The 18463-nt window shown below is 38.5% G+C and carries 19 protein-coding genes; 8 read left to right on the top strand and 11 right to left on the bottom strand.

What is annotated here, in order from left to right; translation table 11 throughout:
* Positions 1-384 precede the first annotated feature (384 nt).
* The 6 genes from tkt (at position 385) to AAZR93_RS18310 (ending at position 6982) form a co-directional block, all read left to right on the top strand.
* A complete protein-coding gene (tkt, locus tag AAZR93_RS18335) occupies positions 385-2379 on the top strand; it encodes a transketolase (protein WP_294108554.1) in 1995 nt (664 codons plus the stop codon).
* Positions 2380-2687: 308 nt separating this feature from the next.
* Positions 2688-3707, top strand: a complete 1020-nt coding sequence (gene epd / locus AAZR93_RS18330; protein ID WP_294108555.1) for an erythrose-4-phosphate dehydrogenase — start codon at positions 2688-2690, stop codon at positions 3705-3707.
* A 105-nt stretch (positions 3708-3812) separates the two neighbouring features.
* A complete protein-coding gene (pgk, locus tag AAZR93_RS18325) occupies positions 3813-4976 on the top strand; it encodes a phosphoglycerate kinase (protein WP_294108559.1) in 1164 nt (387 codons plus the stop codon).
* A 60-nt stretch (positions 4977-5036) separates the two neighbouring features.
* Complete coding sequence (fbaA, locus tag AAZR93_RS18320) at positions 5037-6113, top strand: class II fructose-bisphosphate aldolase (protein WP_294108562.1); 1077 nt, start codon at positions 5037-5039, stop codon at positions 6111-6113.
* 303 nt (positions 6114-6416) lie between these two features.
* Positions 6417-6695, top strand: a complete 279-nt coding sequence (locus AAZR93_RS18315) for a type II toxin-antitoxin system RelE/ParE family toxin (RefSeq protein WP_434720663.1) — start codon at positions 6417-6419, stop codon at positions 6693-6695.
* Complete coding sequence (locus AAZR93_RS18310; RefSeq protein WP_434720662.1) at positions 6695-6982, top strand: HigA family addiction module antitoxin; 288 nt, start codon at positions 6695-6697, stop codon at positions 6980-6982. Before AAZR93_RS18315 ends, AAZR93_RS18310 begins: the two co-directional genes overlap by 1 nt.
* 19 nt (positions 6983-7001) lie before the next feature.
* Here AAZR93_RS18310 and AAZR93_RS18305 read toward each other — a convergent pair whose 3' ends face one another.
* Together AAZR93_RS18305 and AAZR93_RS18300 are read right to left on the bottom strand one after the other, a co-directional pair.
* Positions 7002-7376 carry a DUF4440 domain-containing protein gene (locus AAZR93_RS18305; RefSeq protein WP_434720661.1) on the bottom strand — a complete coding sequence of 125 codons (375 nt, stop codon included), beginning with the start codon at positions 7374-7376 and terminating at the stop codon, positions 7002-7004.
* 2 nt (positions 7377-7378) lie between these two features.
* Complete coding sequence (locus AAZR93_RS18300) at positions 7379-8230, bottom strand: LysR substrate-binding domain-containing protein (RefSeq protein WP_434720660.1); 852 nt, start codon at positions 8228-8230, stop codon at positions 7379-7381.
* Positions 8231-8317: 87 nt separating this feature from the next.
* Here AAZR93_RS18300 and AAZR93_RS18295 point away from each other — a divergent pair, with 87 nt between their 5' ends.
* Together AAZR93_RS18295 and AAZR93_RS18290 are read left to right on the top strand one after the other, a co-directional pair.
* Entirely contained in the window at positions 8318-9022 is a 705-nt protein-coding gene (locus tag AAZR93_RS18295) for an ankyrin repeat domain-containing protein (RefSeq protein WP_434720659.1), read from the top strand.
* Positions 9023-9075: 53 nt separating this feature from the next.
* Positions 9076-10260, top strand: a complete 1185-nt coding sequence (locus AAZR93_RS18290) for a cyanate transporter (RefSeq protein ID WP_434720658.1) — start codon at positions 9076-9078, stop codon at positions 10258-10260.
* Positions 10261-10922: 662 nt separating this feature from the next.
* On the opposite strand, the gene AAZR93_RS18285 is transcribed toward AAZR93_RS18290, so the two are convergent.
* The 9 genes from AAZR93_RS18285 to AAZR93_RS18245 form a co-directional block, all read right to left on the bottom strand.
* On the bottom strand, positions 10923-11186 hold the full coding sequence (locus tag AAZR93_RS18285) for a helix-turn-helix domain-containing protein (protein WP_434720657.1): 264 nt from the start codon (positions 11184-11186) through the stop codon (positions 10923-10925).
* Between the two features lie 62 nt (positions 11187-11248).
* Positions 11249-12199, bottom strand: a complete 951-nt coding sequence (locus tag AAZR93_RS18280; protein WP_434720656.1) for an O-antigen ligase domain-containing protein — start codon at positions 12197-12199, stop codon at positions 11249-11251.
* 155 nt (positions 12200-12354) lie between these two features.
* Entirely contained in the window at positions 12355-12708 is a 354-nt protein-coding gene (locus tag AAZR93_RS18275) for a hypothetical protein (RefSeq protein WP_434720655.1), read from the bottom strand.
* Positions 12709-12726: 18 nt separating this feature from the next.
* On the bottom strand, positions 12727-13779 hold the full coding sequence (locus tag AAZR93_RS18270; RefSeq protein ID WP_434720654.1) for an adhesin: 1053 nt from the start codon (positions 13777-13779) through the stop codon (positions 12727-12729).
* Between the two features lie 15 nt (positions 13780-13794).
* A complete protein-coding gene (locus tag AAZR93_RS18265; protein WP_434720653.1) occupies positions 13795-14304 on the bottom strand; it encodes a fimbrial protein in 510 nt (169 codons plus the stop codon).
* A gap of 11 nt (positions 14305-14315) precedes the next feature.
* Positions 14316-14843, bottom strand: coding sequence for a fimbrial protein (locus AAZR93_RS18260; protein ID WP_434720652.1), 528 nt, complete (start codon positions 14841-14843; stop codon positions 14316-14318).
* Positions 14836-15186: a hypothetical protein gene (locus AAZR93_RS18255; protein ID WP_434720651.1), complete on the bottom strand. Its 351-nt coding sequence runs from the start codon at positions 15184-15186 to the stop codon at positions 14836-14838. Before AAZR93_RS18255 ends, AAZR93_RS18260 begins: the two co-directional genes overlap by 8 nt.
* Before the next feature lie 28 nt (positions 15187-15214).
* Positions 15215-15943 carry a fimbrial biogenesis chaperone gene (locus tag AAZR93_RS18250; RefSeq protein WP_434720650.1) on the bottom strand — a complete coding sequence of 243 codons (729 nt, stop codon included), beginning with the start codon at positions 15941-15943 and terminating at the stop codon, positions 15215-15217.
* 13 nt (positions 15944-15956) lie between these two features.
* Positions 15957-18446, bottom strand: coding sequence for a fimbria/pilus outer membrane usher protein (locus AAZR93_RS18245; RefSeq protein WP_434720649.1), 2490 nt, complete (start codon positions 18444-18446; stop codon positions 15957-15959).
* Positions 18447-18463 lie beyond the last annotated feature (17 nt).

Below are 18463 nucleotides of genomic sequence, written 5' to 3'. Positions count from 1 at the left end.
GATTAGGCAGAAATTGATTTGGTTTTCATTTGGTTAAGGAAATTGAAACGCACTTATTTTAATCGTTTTTTTTCAAGAAACGTTGTCAGTTATCACTAAATTTACGACTAATTGCTTCAGAATCATAAATCACCTTGATCCCTGATAGTGAACTCAGGTTTAATAAGGGTAATGTTTTGCGCAATAAGGGCGCCTTAAAGTGAAATTTTGCGCAATAGAATGGATTCAGCACTGCGATAGCCTATTTTATTAACAGTTGGCTGTCAGGAGCGTAGCAAATAAGATCAAATTGCGTTAGTTTCATGGTCTGGCTGTGAAATTAGTCATAATTTTGAAATGTGAAAACTGGCTTAAGTACGTTTTTATCCTACCTGGAGTATACTGATGACGACTCGTAAAACCCTTGCTAATGCTATCCGCTTTCTAAGTATGGATGCGGTTCAAAAAGCAAAATCAGGGCATCCTGGCGCGCCTATGGGCATGGCTGATATTGCTGAAGTGCTTTGGCGCTCACACATGAACCATAACCCAGCAGATCCACATTGGGCAAATCGTGACCGTTTTGTATTATCAAACGGACATGGTTCTATGTTGATTTATAGCTTATTGCACCTTACTGGCTATGACTTATCAATCGAAGAGTTAAAAAACTTCCGTCAACTACATTCTAAAACACCGGGCCATCCAGAATATGGTTATACACCGGGTGTTGAAACGACTACCGGTCCATTAGGACAAGGTATTGCAAATGCTGTTGGTTTTGCAATCGCAGAGCGTACATTAGCGGCACAATTTAACCGTCCAGGTCATGATGTTGTTGATCACCATAGCTATGTATTTATGGGTGACGGCTGCATGATGGAAGGTATCTCACACGAAGCTTGTTCTTTAGCGGGTACCCTGAAATTAAATAAACTGATCGCATTCTATGATGACAACGGTATTTCTATCGATGGTGAAGTAGAAGGTTGGTTTACAGACGATACCGCAGCACGTTTTGAAGCTTACAATTGGCATGTGATCCGTGATATTGATGGCCATGATGCAGATCAAATTAATGCGGCAATTAATGAAGCGAAAAACCAAGCAGATAAACCAACACTTATCATCTGTAAAACAGTGATTGGTTTTGGTTCACCTAACAAAGCGGGTTCAGAATCTGTTCACGGTGCGCCATTAGGTGATGCAGAAATCGCGGCAACACGTGAAGCGTTGGGCTGGCATTATGCGCCATTCGAAATTCCACAAGAAATTTATCAAGCTTGGGATGCACGTTCTGCTGGCAAAGAAAAAGAAAGCGCTTGGGATGTTAAATTTGCGGCTTATGCAAGTGCATTCCCTGAGCTAGCAAAAGAATTTACACGTCGTATGGCGGGTGAGTTACCTGCAAGCTTTGATGCTGATGCGAAGAAGTTTGTTGAACAACTGCAACAAAATCCAGCGAATATCGCGAGCCGTAAAGCTTCACAAAATGCATTGGAAGCTTTTGGTAAAGTATTACCTGAATTTATGGGCGGTTCTGCTGACTTAGCACCTAGTAATTTAACTATGTGGTCAGGTTCTAAAGCACTGAACGTAGATGTTGCAGGTAACTACATCCATTACGGTGTTCGTGAATTTGGTATGTCAGCTATTATGAACGGTATTGCGTTGCATGGTGGCTTCATTCCTTACGGTGCAACTTTCCTCATGTTTGTTGAATACGCGCGTAATGCGGTTCGTATGGCAGCATTGATGAAAATCCGTAGCATCTTCGTTTACACACATGACTCTATCGGTCTAGGTGAAGATGGCCCAACGCATCAGCCAGTAGAACAACTTGCAAGCCTGCGTGTGACACCAAATGTCAGCACATGGCGTCCTTGTGACCAAGTCGAATCTGCGGTTGCATGGAAATATGCTGTTGAGCGTAAAGATGGTCCAAGTGCACTGATTTTCTCTCGTCAAAATCTGGAACAGCAACCTCGTACCGCTGAGCAATTAGCGAATATCGAAAAAGGTGCTTATATCCTGAAAGATTGCGCGGGCACACCAGAGCTTATTTTTATCGCAACTGGTTCTGAAGTTGAATTAGCTGTGAAAGCGGCTGACCAACTGTCTGCTGAAGGTCGTAAAGTTCGTGTGGTTTCAATGCCATCAACAGATGCATTTGATAAACAAGATGCGGCATACCGTGAAGCGGTTCTACCTGCAAATGTTAGCGCTCGTGTGGCTATCGAAGCGGGTATTGCGGATTACTGGTTCAAATATACAGGTCTGAATGGTGCAATTATTGGTATGCATTCATTTGGTGAATCAGCTCCGGCAGAACTTCTGTACAAAGAGTTCGGTATTACGGTTGAAAATGCAGTTGCATCAGCAAAAGCATTATTGAAATAGCTCCCAAATTAATTGCTGGTAAGTGACGGCAATAGAGCTAAAAAGCGCTCTTGTATCAATTTAGGTACAAGGGCGTTGTTTTTTTGTGCATTCGTACCTGTTTTGCTATTGCGTTCTGTAAATTTATCCCTTAATCTAATTCTAGATAAGCTGAACCGTTTCAGTTTTAGTTAATCCAATGAAAAAAAATATCAAAAATGTCGAGTGAAGCACACTTTTGATGTTTGACAGCTAAAATGAGCAGTAGAGTTTGTGTGAGTCAGTTATCCTAAGCAACCGTGTGATTTTGCTCAGATATAAGGTATTCAATGGCAATCAGGGTAGCAATTAATGGCTTTGGTCGGATTGGTCGAAGTGTTTTAAGAGCTTTATATGAATCTAGCCGCCGAGCGGAAATCGTGGTGGTGGCAATCAATGAGCTGGCCGAGCCTGAAGGCATTGCGCACTTGTTGAAATATGATTCAAGCCATGGGCGCTTTGCTTGGGATGTGCGTCTCAATGGTGAGCTTCTACAGGTTGGTGATGACAATATCCGTATATTTCATCAATCTGAGATAAACCAATTGCCTTGGAAAGAGTTGGGAATCGACATTGTACTCGATTGCAGTGGGGCTTATGGCTCCCGTGAAGATGGCTTACAGCATCTTGCATCTGGCGCAAAAAAAGTGTTGTTCTCTCATCCGGGTACTGACGATCTTGATGCGACCGTTGTGTATGGCGTTAATCATGATAGCCTTAGACAAGAAGATAAAATTGTCTCTAACGCATCTTGCACCACAAACTGTATTATTCCTATTATCAAATTATTGGATGACGCGTTCGGCATTGAATCAGGCACGGTGACAACGATCCACGCATCAATGAATGACCAACCAGTTATCGATGCTTATCATAAAGACTTGAGGAGAACGCGTGCGGCAAGCCAATCTATTATCCCTGTTGATACTAAGCTAGCTGCCGGAATTACCCGTATTTTTCCGAAATTTGAAGGTCGCTTTGAGGCTATTTCGGTGCGTGTGCCAACCATTAATGTGACGGCAATAGACTTGAGTGTTACTGTGCATGAAAACGTCTGTGTCGAAAAAGTGAACTCACTATTGCACGGCGCCGCACAAGCACATTTTCGTGGTATAATAGACTATACTGAATTACCACTTGTCTCGACGGATTTTAATCATGATCCCCACAGTGCCATTGTTGATGGAACTCAAACGAGAGTAAGTGGTCAGCATTTAATTAAAACCCTAGTCTGGTGTGATAACGAATGGGGTTTTGCTAACCGGATGCTAGATACAACACTAGCGATGGCAAAAACAGGTTTCAACTAATTGACTACTGATAATCAGCTATTGATATACAAAAAAGTTTGGTATGCCTGATTATTTACATAGGGTCGATAAAAATTTTATAGAGAATCAACAAGAGGATTCACCATGTCTGTAATTAAGATGACCGATTTGGACCTAGCGGGTAAACGCGTTTTTATTCGTTCTGACCTAAACGTTCCTGTAAAAGATGGCAAAGTTACTTCTGATGCGCGTATTCGTGCTTCATTACCAACAATTGAAAATGCTCTCAAGCAAGGTGCTAAAGTCATGGTCACTTCTCACCTCGGTCGCCCGACTGAAGGTGAATACAACGAAGAGTTTTCTTTACAACCTGTTGTTGACTATCTGGCAGCAAAAATTGATTACCCAGTTCGTTTGGTTAAAGACTATTTGAATGGCGTTGATATTGCTGATGGTGAGTTAGTCGTTCTAGAAAACGTTCGCTTTAATAAAGGCGAGAAAAAAGATGATGAAACCCTATCTAAACAATATGCTGCACTATGTGATGTTTATGTGATGGATGCATTTGGTACGGCTCACCGTGCTCAAGCGTCAACGCATGGTGTTGCAAAATTCGCTCCTGTTGCTTGTGCAGGTCCATTGCTGAGCAATGAACTGGAAGCATTAGGTAAAGCGCTGGGTAACCCTGCGCGCCCAATGGTAGCGATTGTTGGTGGTTCTAAAGTTTCAACTAAACTGACTGTTTTAGATTCACTGTCTAAAATTGCTGATCAACTGATTGTTGGTGGTGGTATCGCAAATACCTTTATCGCTGCGCAGGGTAATAATGTGGGTCGCTCATTGTATGAAGCAGACCTAATCCCTGAAGCGAAAAAATTACTGGCTAACTGCCAAATTCCAGTGCCAACAGATGTTCGTGTTGCAACTGAGTTCTCTGAAACTGCGGCTGCCACTTTGAAACCAAGCACTGAAATCAAAGATGACGAACAAATTTTGGACTTAGGTGACGAATCCGCAGAACGTTTGGCTGAGATTCTGAAAAATGCAAAAACCATTCTGTGGAATGGCCCAGTTGGCGTATTTGAATTCCCTAACTTCCGTAAGGGAACAGAAATCGTTGCTCGTGCAATTGCCGAAAGTGACGCATTTTCTATCGCTGGTGGTGGTGACACCCTAGCAGCTATCGATTTATTTAATATCGCTGATAAAATTTCCTATATCTCTACCGGCGGTGGTGCTTTCCTTGAATTTGTTGAAGGTAAAAAGCTCCCAGCTGTTGTGATGCTAGAAGAACGTGCTAAAGCGTAATTAATTTGTTCATACACAATAGGCGGCATTGACCGCCTATTCACCACAGGACCTTTTCACATGTCTAAAATTTTTGATTTTGTTAAACCGGGTGTTATCACGGGTGATGATGTACAGAAAGTTTTCGCAGTTGCCAAAGAAAATAACTTTGCATTGCCAGCGGTGAACTGTGTTGGTACTGATTCAATTAACGCCGTACTTGAAGCGGCAGCAAAAGTACGTGCTCCTGTTATTGTTCAGTTCTCAAACGGTGGCGCTGCATTTATCGCAGGTAAAGGCTTGAAAGCGGAAGGCCAACAAGCGGCTATCTTAGGTGCAATCTCTGGCGCTCATCATGTGCATCAAATGGCAGAACATTACGGTGTTCCTGTTATTTTGCATACTGACCACTGTGCACGTAAATTACTGCCATGGATTGATGGCCTGTTAGATGCGGGTGAAAAACATTACGCGAAAACAGGTAAACCATTATTCTCTTCACATATGATTGATTTATCTGAAGAATCATTAGAAGAAAATATTGAAATCTGTGCTAAATACTTAGCGCGTATGGCAAAAATCGACATGACTCTAGAAATCGAGCTAGGTTGTACTGGCGGCGAAGAAGACGGTGTTGATAACACAGGAATGGATAGCTCTGAGCTATACACTCAACCAGAAGATGTTGCTTACGCTTATGAGAAACTGAACGCAGTTAGTCCACGTTTCACTATCGCAGCATCATTCGGTAACGTTCATGGTGTTTATAAACCAGGTAACGTGCAATTGACTCCAAAAATTCTGCGTAATTCACAAGATTTCGTTTCTGAGAAATTTAACTTGCCACACAATAGCTTAGATTTCGTTTTCCACGGCGGTTCAGGTTCAAGCGCTGAAGAAATCAAAGAAGCTGTCGGTTACGGTGTTATCAAAATGAACATCGATACTGACACTCAGTGGGCAACTTGGGACGGTATCTTGCAATATTACAAAAAGAACGAAGGCTATTTGCAAGCTCAGTTAGGTAATCCAGAAGGTGCGGATAAACCTAATAAAAAATACTATGACCCTCGTGTATGGTTACGTAAATCACAAGAGTCAATGGTTGTTCGTTTAGAGCAAGCATTCAAAGAATTGAATTGCGTTGACGTTCTGTAATTAACTAACTCGTTAATTTAGAAAGTTTAATCCCTCCGTAAGGCGACTTTCGGGGGGATTTTTTATGTCAGCGTATTTTAGAAATACTTTAACATTTATTGCTTTTTTGAATTTAGTTACTCAATAAATGGATAGTTGGATTTATGTTCAAATTATTTTCAGAATAACTTTATGAAGTTTTTTACCACTGATGAAGTTAAAGTTGGAGCGAAAAAAGAGAAATTGTGCCGACTAAAATATAACCAGTTGTTGCGCGATACGCAACGGCAGTGATACAATCTTATTGAATCTATGGATAAGACGATGATAAAAGATTTTAAACATAAGGGATTAAAACAATTTTTTCTTTACGGATCCGTGGCCGGAATAAATATAGAGCACAGTAATAAAATTCGTTTACGATTGGCTGTCATTGATTCGGCAGCACAAGTTAATGATATTAATAGACCCGGTTATAATTTGCATCAATTGAAAGGAAATAAGCTTGGATACTGGTCCATCGTTGTCACTGGTAATTGGCGTATCACCTTTCGTTTTGAAGATGGCAATGCTTATATAGTTAATTATGAGGACTATCATTAATGAATATGTTCAATCCCCCCCATGCAGGTGAACTGATAATAGAAACTTTGGATGAGTTAAATTTGAGTGCTCGTGATTTAGCAAAAGCCTTGTGTGTGGCACCTTCTACCGTTCATCGTATACTTAAAGGCACTGCAATTGTTACGCCTGAAATGGCAATTAAACTATCTAAAGTTCTTGGGAGTTCACCAAAATTTTGGCTCAATATTCAAGATAATTACAGCCTTTATATCGCAGCAGGGAAAGTTGATGTTACACATTTAGAGAGTCTCGTTACCACGGCTTAATTTTTTTATTAATAAGTACTTATAAAGCCTCGGTTTTATAAGGCGTACCTTGATGAAATCTTAATAGCCATTGATTGGCTGGATTTCTTAACCAAATAGATGAACGATTGGTGTGTTTTATTTCTAACCCTTCCTCAAGTTCAAAACTATGGTAATTGATAAGAACGGAATCGTCACCTAGCATAGAACAAGTATAATTTTCTGAGTAAATTTGTTTTGGCTCTTCTTCGCTCAAGCTTGCTAGCGTATCGAGTTTATTGGTCGATACACCTGAGCGGCAAAATTCAAAAAAATCCTCATGTAATATTTCAGCTAAAAAATCTGAATTATGCCTATTAGTTGACGAATGTAGTTTTTTCTCTAGCCCAATCAACAACTCAAAAATTTCATTCATAATTATAACCGCCCAAGCTGGCGAGCGAGTTGTTGTGCAAGTGCATTTAATGTGTCAGAACCCGTATGAAAATGCATCGCAATTTCCATTTCTTGTGCTGTGGGGAAGCCATCTTCTTCCGTTAAAATACGATGTTGAGGGAGTTTCGCTCGTACAGGTAGCAAACTCACCCCAAGCCCATCAGTGATGGCGCTTTGGATACCCGCGAGGCTAGAACAGGTGTAGGTGATGTGCCAAGGACGCTGTTCAATATCGAGTAACTTAAACATATCATTACGATATAGACCATTTTCGGGAAATACTATTAAAGGGACTGAATCTGTGTTGACATGTTCTCGTCTATTCGTTGTTAACCAACAAAGTGGTTCAGGCCAATGATAGTGACTTTTGAATTCACCTTTTCGTTGTTTTACGATAATTAAGTCTAGTTCACCATGTTGATAACGTTGATGGAGCTGGCGACTTAACCCACTTGTTACTTCAAGGCGGATATTGGGATTATCTTGCATAAAAACCGCTAGTGTTGGCGTGACTTGGCCGGAGGCTAAATCTTCAGGAAACCCAAGTCTAATGGTCTGAATAATGGCATTACCCGTCATTTTCATAAAGAAAGTATCATTTAGCGCTAAGATTTTTTTTGCGTAACTTAATAATACTTCGCCAGTTTCAGTTAAAGCCAATATGCGATGTCCTCGGATAAACAGTGGTTGTCCTACTAGTGCTTCTAGGCGTTGGATCTGTTGGCTCAACGTTGATTGTGTTGAGTTTAAATGTTGAGAAGCCACCGTAAAATTACCCGTCTCAGCAACCGCCACGAATGTTTTTAACAAAACAAAATTGAGTAATGAATTCATTTTATTAATACCTGAGATTTAATTATTTAATTTCTAAATAGTATATATTTTAAGTAGATTAAAGAGTCCCCAATAAGGAGACAAGTGATGAATGTACTATTTTTAAAGATTAAATGGTTTTTAACAACTAAATGGGCTATTTATTCCTTTGGAATATTCAGTATTTCATTGATACTTATGGTTAAATCTATGGCAAATTCAAGCTCTGAACAATTAACGATACTCGCTGAAAAAGGTCAACTTAGTGCGGTGCAACAACGCATTGAACAAGGGGCTGATATCGAACAGCGTGATCCTCGCTTATGCACGCCATTAATGGCGGCCACTCATGCTAATCAAATTGATGTCGCCCGTTATCTTATTGAGCAGGGTGCAGATGTTAATGCTGTAGATGCAATGCAAGACACCCCTTATTTATATGCAGGTGCGCGAGGTTTGCAAGAAATTCTTGAGATGACGCTCAGTCATGGTGCAAATTTAAAAAGTACCAATCGTTATGGCGGTACAGCGTTGATCCCAGCTGCCGAACGCGGACATGTTAAAACCGTGAAAACACTGATTGATGCGGGTGTTGATGTTAATCATGTTAACCGATTAGGTTGGACTGCATTAATCGAAGCGATCATTCTAGGTGATGGCAGCGATAAATATGCCACAATCGTGACGATGCTGATTGAAGGGGGCGCTGATGTTAATCTCGCAGATTCGTCAGGTAATACGCCATTAGCCCTCGCAAAAGATAAAGGTTATCGCCATCTTATCGCGATCCTCGAACGTTCAGGCGCTAAATAAGGCGAGATAAACAGTTTTGTAGCAGAACATTAGCAGTAGGAATAAGTGGGTTAATGAATAAACCAATTGCATCATCGTTAGGCTTAGTCGCCACTATTATCTTAGTTGGCATTAACTTACGACCTTTTATGACAGGGCCGGGTCCGGTTATTGACGATATCATCCGAACGACAGGGATGAGCTATCAAGATATTTCGTTATTGACCTTATTACCTATGCTACTGATGGGCGTTGGTGCGCTGATTGTGCCCGCACTGAATCGGCGTTTGGGCGAGCGCCTTGGTATCAGTATAGCGATGCTATTACTGCTATTGGGATCATTTACGCGACTCTTTGTCACGACAGGCTCTGCGCTATTATTGACGGCTTTTTTGTGTGGCCTTGGCGCCGCTTATATTCAGGCTGTGTTTCCAGGGATGATTAAGTCTCGATTTCCCAAAAAAATGGCCACAATGACCGGGCTCTATTCTGCAACCTTGATGGTGGGCGGGGCAATTGGCGTACAGTTAACGCCAATATTGTCGAAAACATCAGGACATTGGCAGCAGGCATTGGCTTGGCTTGCTCTTCCTGCATTGATTGCGCTTATCGCTGTGTTGATAAATATTCGCTCTACTCCTTCAATGATAAATACCGCACAAAGTTCGATATGGGATTTTCTTACGAAGCCAAGAGCATGGTTGCTGATGATTGGTTTTGGCTTGGTGAATGCAGGCTATGGCACGGTAGTGACTTGGTTAGCCCCTTTTTTCCAAGAGCAGGGAATGAGTGCGGAACAAAGTGGTTCTTTTGTCGCGATGTTAACTATTTTTCAAGCAGCCGCTGCATTGATGATCCCCGTGCTTGCTTCCCATAATATTGATCGCCGCTTTTGGCTAATAATGACGTTAATCAGTCAAGCGTTAGGATTTGCCGGATTAATGCTATTACCTAATTTTGTACCACTTGTCTGGGTCGGCTTATTGGGTTGTGGGCTTGGGGGCAGTTTTGCCTTGACGATTATTACGTCACTCGATCATTTACCTCATCCGGCAAGTGCTGGGGTATTAACCTCATTGATGCAGGCGGGTGGCTTTATTATTGCGGGTTTTGGTCCTTTATTAGCGGCATGGGTGCATCAAGTTAGTCAAGGTTTTAGCTGGGTATGGGCACTACATATCGTGATGGTGCTAATAACATTATTATTGTTTTTGCGTTTGAATCCACAGGGCTACAGTCGGATTTTTAGCGTAAAGTGAATAATTTCATGGCACATGATGCAAATGATAATCATTGTTATTTTCTTGTTTCTTTGTCAAGATAGCTGCAAATTTGTTCATCGGTTAAAGAGCCATTATGCAGCAACGCATCGAAGAAAAACTCAGTTTTGCTCACCCGAGAGCAGCTAATTAATGAAGAAACACATTTATTAATTAAACATGTTAGAGGATAAATTCTCTGAAATGCTAGTTGCTGCAGGGGGAAACCGTTAAAAATAGATCAAAATGAAGCATTGATATGTGGTGTGGATTGTTATTTACAACTTGCAACAGCAACATTTGAATTTTCTGATATGAGTTTACCAAACCATGTGAAATTTATTGGCTCTTTGCCTATAAAAATGGAAGAAGATAGCCTAAAAATTAATTGGAAAAATGAAAATCAGCCATTGATTATAGTCACATAAGGCACATTGTCTAATGTTGAAAAAATTATGAAAGATGACAATGAGAAATATAACGCTTTAGAGTTGTCTCTATATTATATAAATAGGCTGTTAGGTTCATAATTAAAATTTATCAACATTTTTACGTTAATTTTAATAAGAATACAAATTATATTTTTAAAAGTAGATAATTAACTTTAAGCCAAGGCCTAGTTTTATTAGTTTCATGAAACTAGGCATTGTCTATTGTAGCTTTTAATATAATTGGTTTATTTCTAACGTTATTTCATGACTATTTTTTTCAAGAAAATAATCTAGGTCACACTGCAGTATATTGGCAAAGATACATAGTCGATGAATCGTAAAATTCTGAGTACCGCGCTCATAGCGGGAAATTTGCTGTTGGCTTAATCCCGATTTTTGCCCTAACGTATGTGCCGTCCATCCCATCTGTAAACGACGTTTTCGTAATTGAAATCCAATATAACTGTTTGAAATTTCAGTTTGATATATTCTCATAATATTATCCTGATTAATATAACACTACTTGAGTGCAAATATGTTGAGTGTATATAGTTTATTTATATGGTTTTATATTTATACGTTGTTTTTTCTAAAGTAATTGAATTAGATAGTCTCATCTCTATTCTTTCATTGTGATTGTTATCCTGAGCATAAAAAGATTTTTCACCATTAAATAGAAACAACCCAATAATAAACACTCCCAATCCAATAATGAATATAATAAAACTAAATAAATAAGATAATTGTTTGTTTATATAAAATAGGGATTGTTCTTCTAATGCAAAAGCTGCATCTGAAAATGATAAAAATAATATGACGATCCCCCAGTGTAATACCGAAAGTAAAAAAGGGTATTCAACTTGATTATGAATTATAATAGGAATTATTGATAGAATGATTGCTAGTGGATAACCATTCCCATTAATTTTATACTTTATAAACGATTGAAATACGACATAGATACCTCCGGTTAATAATAAAGATAAAAATATTAAATTAGTTACCCCTCCAGTTATCAGCCAGAGTAGTATTTCATTATGTGGATGAGGGACAATATACATTTTAGGACTGAAAAAAGGAATAGCTGTTCTTTCATAGTTATTTTCAAATAAAAATGATTGTTCCCATGCATCATAAGGTTTTTCTAAGAACAAAGTAATAGAAAAACGTAACATTTGTTTTAAATGGAACTGATTCATAGCATCTGCTTCAATGTGCTGTGGGCATAGCCTGATTAGATAAATTCCAATAAAGATCGCTATAGCAATAATAAAATAACTAGAGCTAACACGTAGAGGATTTTTCTTGTAAAAAAGGCAAATAAAAATAAATGCACAAACAGTAAAGCTTAGCCAAGCAATAACAGATTGTAAAACGACTAAAGTTAATGTGAAAAATAAAATACAAGTACCTAGTAATACAATCCTAATTTTTTCATGGCGTTCAGATGATAACGAAAATTGTGATAATACAAGAGCCATCAGGGATAATAAGCACGCAGTTGCCATATTGATAGACAATATATTGACTTGTTGTGATAACCCATTTGACCGCATTCCTGAAGCGAGATAAAAGATATCAGCTTCAAATATATATTGATATGCAGTGATAAATACTTGAACTACACTAATAGTGATATAACAGTAAATACAAAATGATTGTATTAACCATTTTTTCTCACTTGTAGCCCAGCGATATATAGTAATACGCCAACAGTAATACCAGAGCAATACCAAAAATCAATACTATTACTTTCTCCCTGATAAGATATTAATCCCATCATTAGAATGGCTAAAGAAAAACAGTAGAAAATCGCGGGTAATGTAATAATTATTTTAATTTTCTGATAGAAAACAGTAAATGCTATAATAGATATAGTCAAGGAAATAGATAACCAACTAATAATATTTTGTGGTAATGATTGTCTCTGGCTTCCTAGACTATCAATATAAATAAGGCTAGCAAGGTGCCAAACAATAAAAATACCAATAAATAGTGAGCGGGATATTATGATCATAGTACACTTACCGCTATATTAAATAAATGTGGCGATTAACCAAGCATTGCCTTTGTAGTCTCCAGGTTCTGCATTATAACCTGAAACTTTACTTTCAATCGTAATGTTTTTTACTTTATCTATTGTTGTTTCAAATGTTTTTCCACTTTGATTATTTTGTTCATCGAAAAGTGTAAGTTCAGAATAAATGGTATTATTTCCTGATTTTAATGGAAGTCGTTTTTGTGGATCACTATCAGTGGCATAGTCTAATGTTAATTCTACTTTAACTGGCTGTACCCTGTCGCATGTATAAGTGACAGTGCGAGTTTCTTTGCTATTAAATTCAAAAGCATCCAATGTTTTGTGATCAATATTTAAATTATCAATATTTGAACGGCAGTTGGATGGATAATTAATCACCGATGTGGCGAGGTCTAATTTAACTGTTGCTTTTTCAATAGGTACATAAATATCAGGTGTTCCATAGTCTTGGAATAACCGGGTATAACCTGCGATCATTGCATTTGGAATAACAATTTTTCCATCAATAGGAATATCTTTGACATAAACTCTAACAGTAAAAGGAAAATGAACAGTGAAAAATGATGTTGTTAATGGCCCCATTTCTTCATTTGAACATCCTCTTCCTGCAATATTTCGCCAACCACTAGTTATCCCATTCTCAGAATAAAGAGTAAAAAATGTATTATTGTTAATTTTGTATGCATTCAGCCCCCCAATAGTAAAACCTGCTTCTGGCATATAGGCAAAGACACGGTGGTAGGCGTAATTCCAACTAAGACCTGATAAATAATTTCCTTGTAAGAAATTAACAGTGCAATATACAGTTCCATAAGGCTGAGATGAACTTTCATCAATAACAATACCGGAGCTGTTTGCGGGAGCTATTAAATAATATTTATTGTTATCACTTCCAATTGCAGGGGTATTAGAAACAACTGAATTATTAGATACTAAACTCATTTTATAACCACCACCACTTCCTGAGTAGCGGGTCGCACTATAGGAATTTAAGCTAATTAATAGTAGTAATAAAAATAATGCTGAATATTTTTTTATATTTTTCATAAAGGCTTCCCGATATTACAGATAATCTACCATCACTGATAAAGCCGCACTAAATGGCCCAGCAGTGAGATTTTCAATCGCTTGATTAGTGACTAATTGTGATTGGATAACAACTTTCCCTGTATCACCACTCACTGATGGAGCAATTCTTTCCCATTTATTAAGATTGAGTGCATTACTTTTATTTTCTTCTGAAAAACGAATACCGAGCCCATTAATCGAGGTCGCAAGTACAGTTTCATTATTTACTATCAGGGTATTTCCTTCTCTAGGAGATAGATAAACTTGTAAATTTTTTCGAAGTTCACATTGTTTAATGAGAATACCAAAGGACTGTTTTTCTTCAGTGAGTCTGTCTAGTGCTACCTCACGAAAATTGATTACTAATTCTTTTTCGCCATTTTCTGCTGTAAGCACACAAGGTGGCCGAACCAATTTTGCAGAAAGAGAAATTAGTACATCTGCTTGAGTACCTAAAGAAATTAATAAGCTAATTAAAGGGAATGAAAAACAAATGAATTTCATTTCAATTCTCCTTATTGATAATCAAGATTAAAAGTAACAGTTGAGGAAAACCCACCTGTTTTTAATCGAGTATTAAAGGGCTTCTGCACATAAACACCGAATAAAAGTGAATTAATAGATCCTTTACCTGATTCAGTTACTGTACTGATATCAATAGTTGTATTAAGGCCAAGTTCCTTACCACGACTATCCGTCAGAGCTAATAACACATTAGATTCACCGGTAGTTTTTAAATAGTTAATACCATTATGTATTTCAATATTTTGGGTATTTAACGTTATTTTGATAGTTTTATTCAAAGCCATCTCTGAACAGTCCATGATATCCAATTTAAATGGCTGTATATCTGAATGTCCTAATGTTTCTATTGAAGAAAAACGCAGTCCAGAAAGATATATTTTTTTCTGTGTATCATCATCACTAAGTCGGCAACCTAGCGGCACTAGTACACCTTCGAAGTAAACGGTTAGGCTATTGGCAAAAGCGGTATTCCACGTTAGGAATAAAAAGCTAAATAATAATGTTGAACATCTAGTCATAATTTATCTCCACACGTTGCATCTTATTACTAGCAGGAATAGAGAATAAAATGGTGTTATTGCGTAGTGGTCGTGTTAATACATACTGGTTATTACCTGATTTCAGTGTAAAAGGGGCCCAAGCTTGCTTTTGTATTGATTTGCTACAATGAGTAAAATGCATTTCTACTCTATAGGTTGCTGAAATTAAGGTACTTTCATTTAGTTTTAATGAGACGTTGGGTAGACAAGGAGCAGTAACAATTCGCGCATTGACATATATAGTGCCTGTTGTGACTGGCACAGCAGATTCAGCAAAAATAGGTATAATAAAAGCCCATAGCGCTAGGTAATTCAATTTCATTGTTCTGCTCCTATCTATTTTTTACTCGTTATTCCGTCACACTGCATTTTGAAGCTTGGCATTTGAAAGCAAGTGAAGGTTTTCCTCCATAATCATTGATGTAAGTTAAATAAGGCGTTGAAAAATTAGAATATTTTATTATTTGATTGGATTTTGGTGGTATCATGACAGCATCAAAATCACTTTCTTCAGATTGTTTTTGACTGTTTCCTAAACCAATCACAGTCAAATAAAATGGTGTTGGATTATTTAACATATAACCAGATGGTGTTGCTGTTAATGTTATATGTTTCGTCCAATCAGTTTTACTTTGCGCAACAATACCTTCTGGGCGATAAAATAGTTTTACCCTACTTTGCAATGCAATTTGCAATACGCCAGCTTCTGATGATTTAGGCGGAATTTCGCGCAGGTTGTAATAAAATAGGGATTCCCTGTCTTGCGGTACTTTTGCAACGTCAGGTGCTGTACTTAAACGAACCAAGCTGGTGGATTTTGGTTCCATACGCTGAATTGGCGGAGTGGCAATAATTGGGCCTGTTTCGAGCTTCTGCTCTAACGCATTTTCTAGCCATGACTGTGCTAAATAAGGTAATTCAGGATTATCATTACGGATCGTAATATTAATAGATGGCTGATTTCCATCGAAAATTATACGAGTGCGATCAAGCGTAACAGCGGCATGTGCAGCTGAAATTACACTAATAGTTAGCGTGAATATGCTAGTAAGTAACAAAAAAGGGTAATTCAGTTTCATCTTAGTTCTCTTCTTAACGGCAAATGATAGTGGGGTAAACTTCCTGAGGATTAATCACGTCAGGAACTTGAGCGCTGCACTGAAGTTTGTTTCCCCAATAGATGTTTAATAATTCTTTAGCGCGGATACCTACAATCCATGTAATACCTTGCTCTCCGACAATTCCCAGTTCAATATTGTTGCTATTACGTACGCTAGCGCCAAAAGGTGGATAAGCGTTATCAGCCAGCTTTAAGCGAGCAAACGTTTTTTCACCTTGAATAACGTTAAGACGGCGATATCCGATTGCTCCGCGAGTCAGAGTGGCATCTGTGACAGTCTCTAATGCTTCAACATCGTTTGGTAATTTACTGGTATTAATTGATGCACTGGTTTTTCGGTAACTACTAACGTTTGGCAATACCGCGAGTCCGAAGTGATTAGTTTGATATACGCCGCCACTAAGCGGAACGTTAGTCGCACCTGGGGTTTCTATAACAAGTCGAGTTCCGCCATAGGCAGCTTGGTGCATGGCAACACCCTCTTTAATTAAAGTGATCCCGCCATTAATTGATCCCCCAACACTGTGATATTCATTCGGGACATAACTTGCATTCCCTGAAATCGAAGCATATGGCAGGTTTTGACTCAAATAGCCGCTAAAGCTGGTTTGGTTATCTTGATGACTTCCTGTTTGGTAACCGATGTTGAGGTTATAATTGCGCTGTTCGCTATATCCGCTATAACCAATATTATGAGTTGAGCTATGTTGACCATTTTGGCTTTTTGTATAGCTTTCAGAAAGGCTAATGCTATTTCCTTGGGCTAAAGGAATGGTAAAATATAAGCTAATAGCATCATCTTGGTATCCCGCTCTTTTTGAGCGTGTTGCCGAGGCGGTGAGGTTAATATTTTTAAGCCCAACCGCAGCCCAATTGAGAAGCGTACTTAAGTATAAGCTGTACTGTTCTTCCGCTTCGCTGTTCCAATAAGTGTTGTACTGGTAGTTGCCCCCCAATGAAAAATCATCAAAATATTTGTTGATATTTACTTGGTAGCTTTCTTTTTGTGCTTGGGCCTCATTGCCCGTGCGGCGTTCATCCAAAGTTTGTTGTAAGGATCGATAGGTTTCATCAGAGAAACGATATCCAGCGAACGTAATGTCAGTTCTGGCTTCATCAAATGATTTTGAATAGCTAAGCCGATAACTTCGACCAGTTAACGTTTTATCTAGCAATTGAGCGTGTGACTGAGTCGCATCGAATGAAAGACTACCGAATGAAAATAAGTCACGACCAAAGCCTGCTGAAAGTGCCTGATAGTTTTTTGATAAAATAGAACCACCATAGATAGACCAAAAGTTATTTAGTCCATACGATAGCTCTCCCGAAGCCGTTAAATCCCCTTCGAGTTGACGCCCATTGAAACGTGGTTTCCCTGCCGCAAATTTATAGCGAATTTGCCCAGGTCTGGTTAAGTAGGGTAGTGCCGCAGTTGTAATGCTAAATTGTTGTTCTTCCCCATTTTCTTCTCGTACAGTGACATCGAGTGTTCCACGAATGGAGCTATCGAGTGTTTGGATGCGAAATGGGCCCGCAGGTACGGTTGTTTCTAAAACGATACGGTTATGACTTTTGACAATAACGGTGGCATTAGTTTGAGCAATACCAATAATCTCTGGCGCATAACCGGTTAATTTAGGTGGCATCATATTTTCATCGGTTTCAAGAGATACACCGGTGTACTGCCAAGAATCAAAAATAGCAGAGTAAAAGTAGTTCTCACCTAAAGCTAAAATAGATGCAATAGATTTTATTGAGCGATAAGCAAATAATCGACTAAATGTGGCATCGCTATATTGGTTTTCGAAGCTTCCTACCGATTTTCTATAGTTTGCCTGGTAATCGCCGCGTAAACGCCATGCACCAAAATTAAATCCTGTTGTACCGTTAGCAGAAATGTATGATTCTCTTGAACCTGAATTTCGACGAGTTAAAGAACCTGTTAGGTTGTAATCTAATATAAAGCCATTTACACCTTCTTCCCAACGTGAAGGAGGAACCCAACTTGAGTCTGTATATTCTAAATAGCTTTGTGGGATAAAAATGGATAACGTTAATGTCGATAAATCTACATTTAATGACGTACCTTCAAGCATAGATAAATCAAGGCATTTACCTTCATCACGATATTCAATTAATTTGCTTGCATCAGGAGTAAGCCCTAAACGATCAAGAATATTAACGGGAATACAAACGGTATCGAATAAACTAGTATTTTGGGATTGCGGGGCTATCACTGTGATATCTTGCGCGCTACCCATACTTTCATTATTGACTTTGAGCGTTAAATGATAAGTGCCAGGCATAATAAATCCAGCCTGAGAGAATTGGCTAAAGTCAATATTTTGAGTGTCTTCTGTATCTAACATATCTGTATTAAATTCGACAGCATAAGCTAACGAAGAGATTGAAGATAAAAAAGAAGTCACAATAATATAAGAGTAAATATTAAATTTAACCATGTTTTTTTTCATTAAAT

It is taken from the genome of Providencia sp. Je.9.19, from assembly GCF_051129765.1.
Classification (GTDB): domain Bacteria; phylum Pseudomonadota; class Gammaproteobacteria; order Enterobacterales; family Enterobacteriaceae; genus Providencia.
This window is presented reverse-complemented; position numbering and strand designations above follow the sequence as displayed.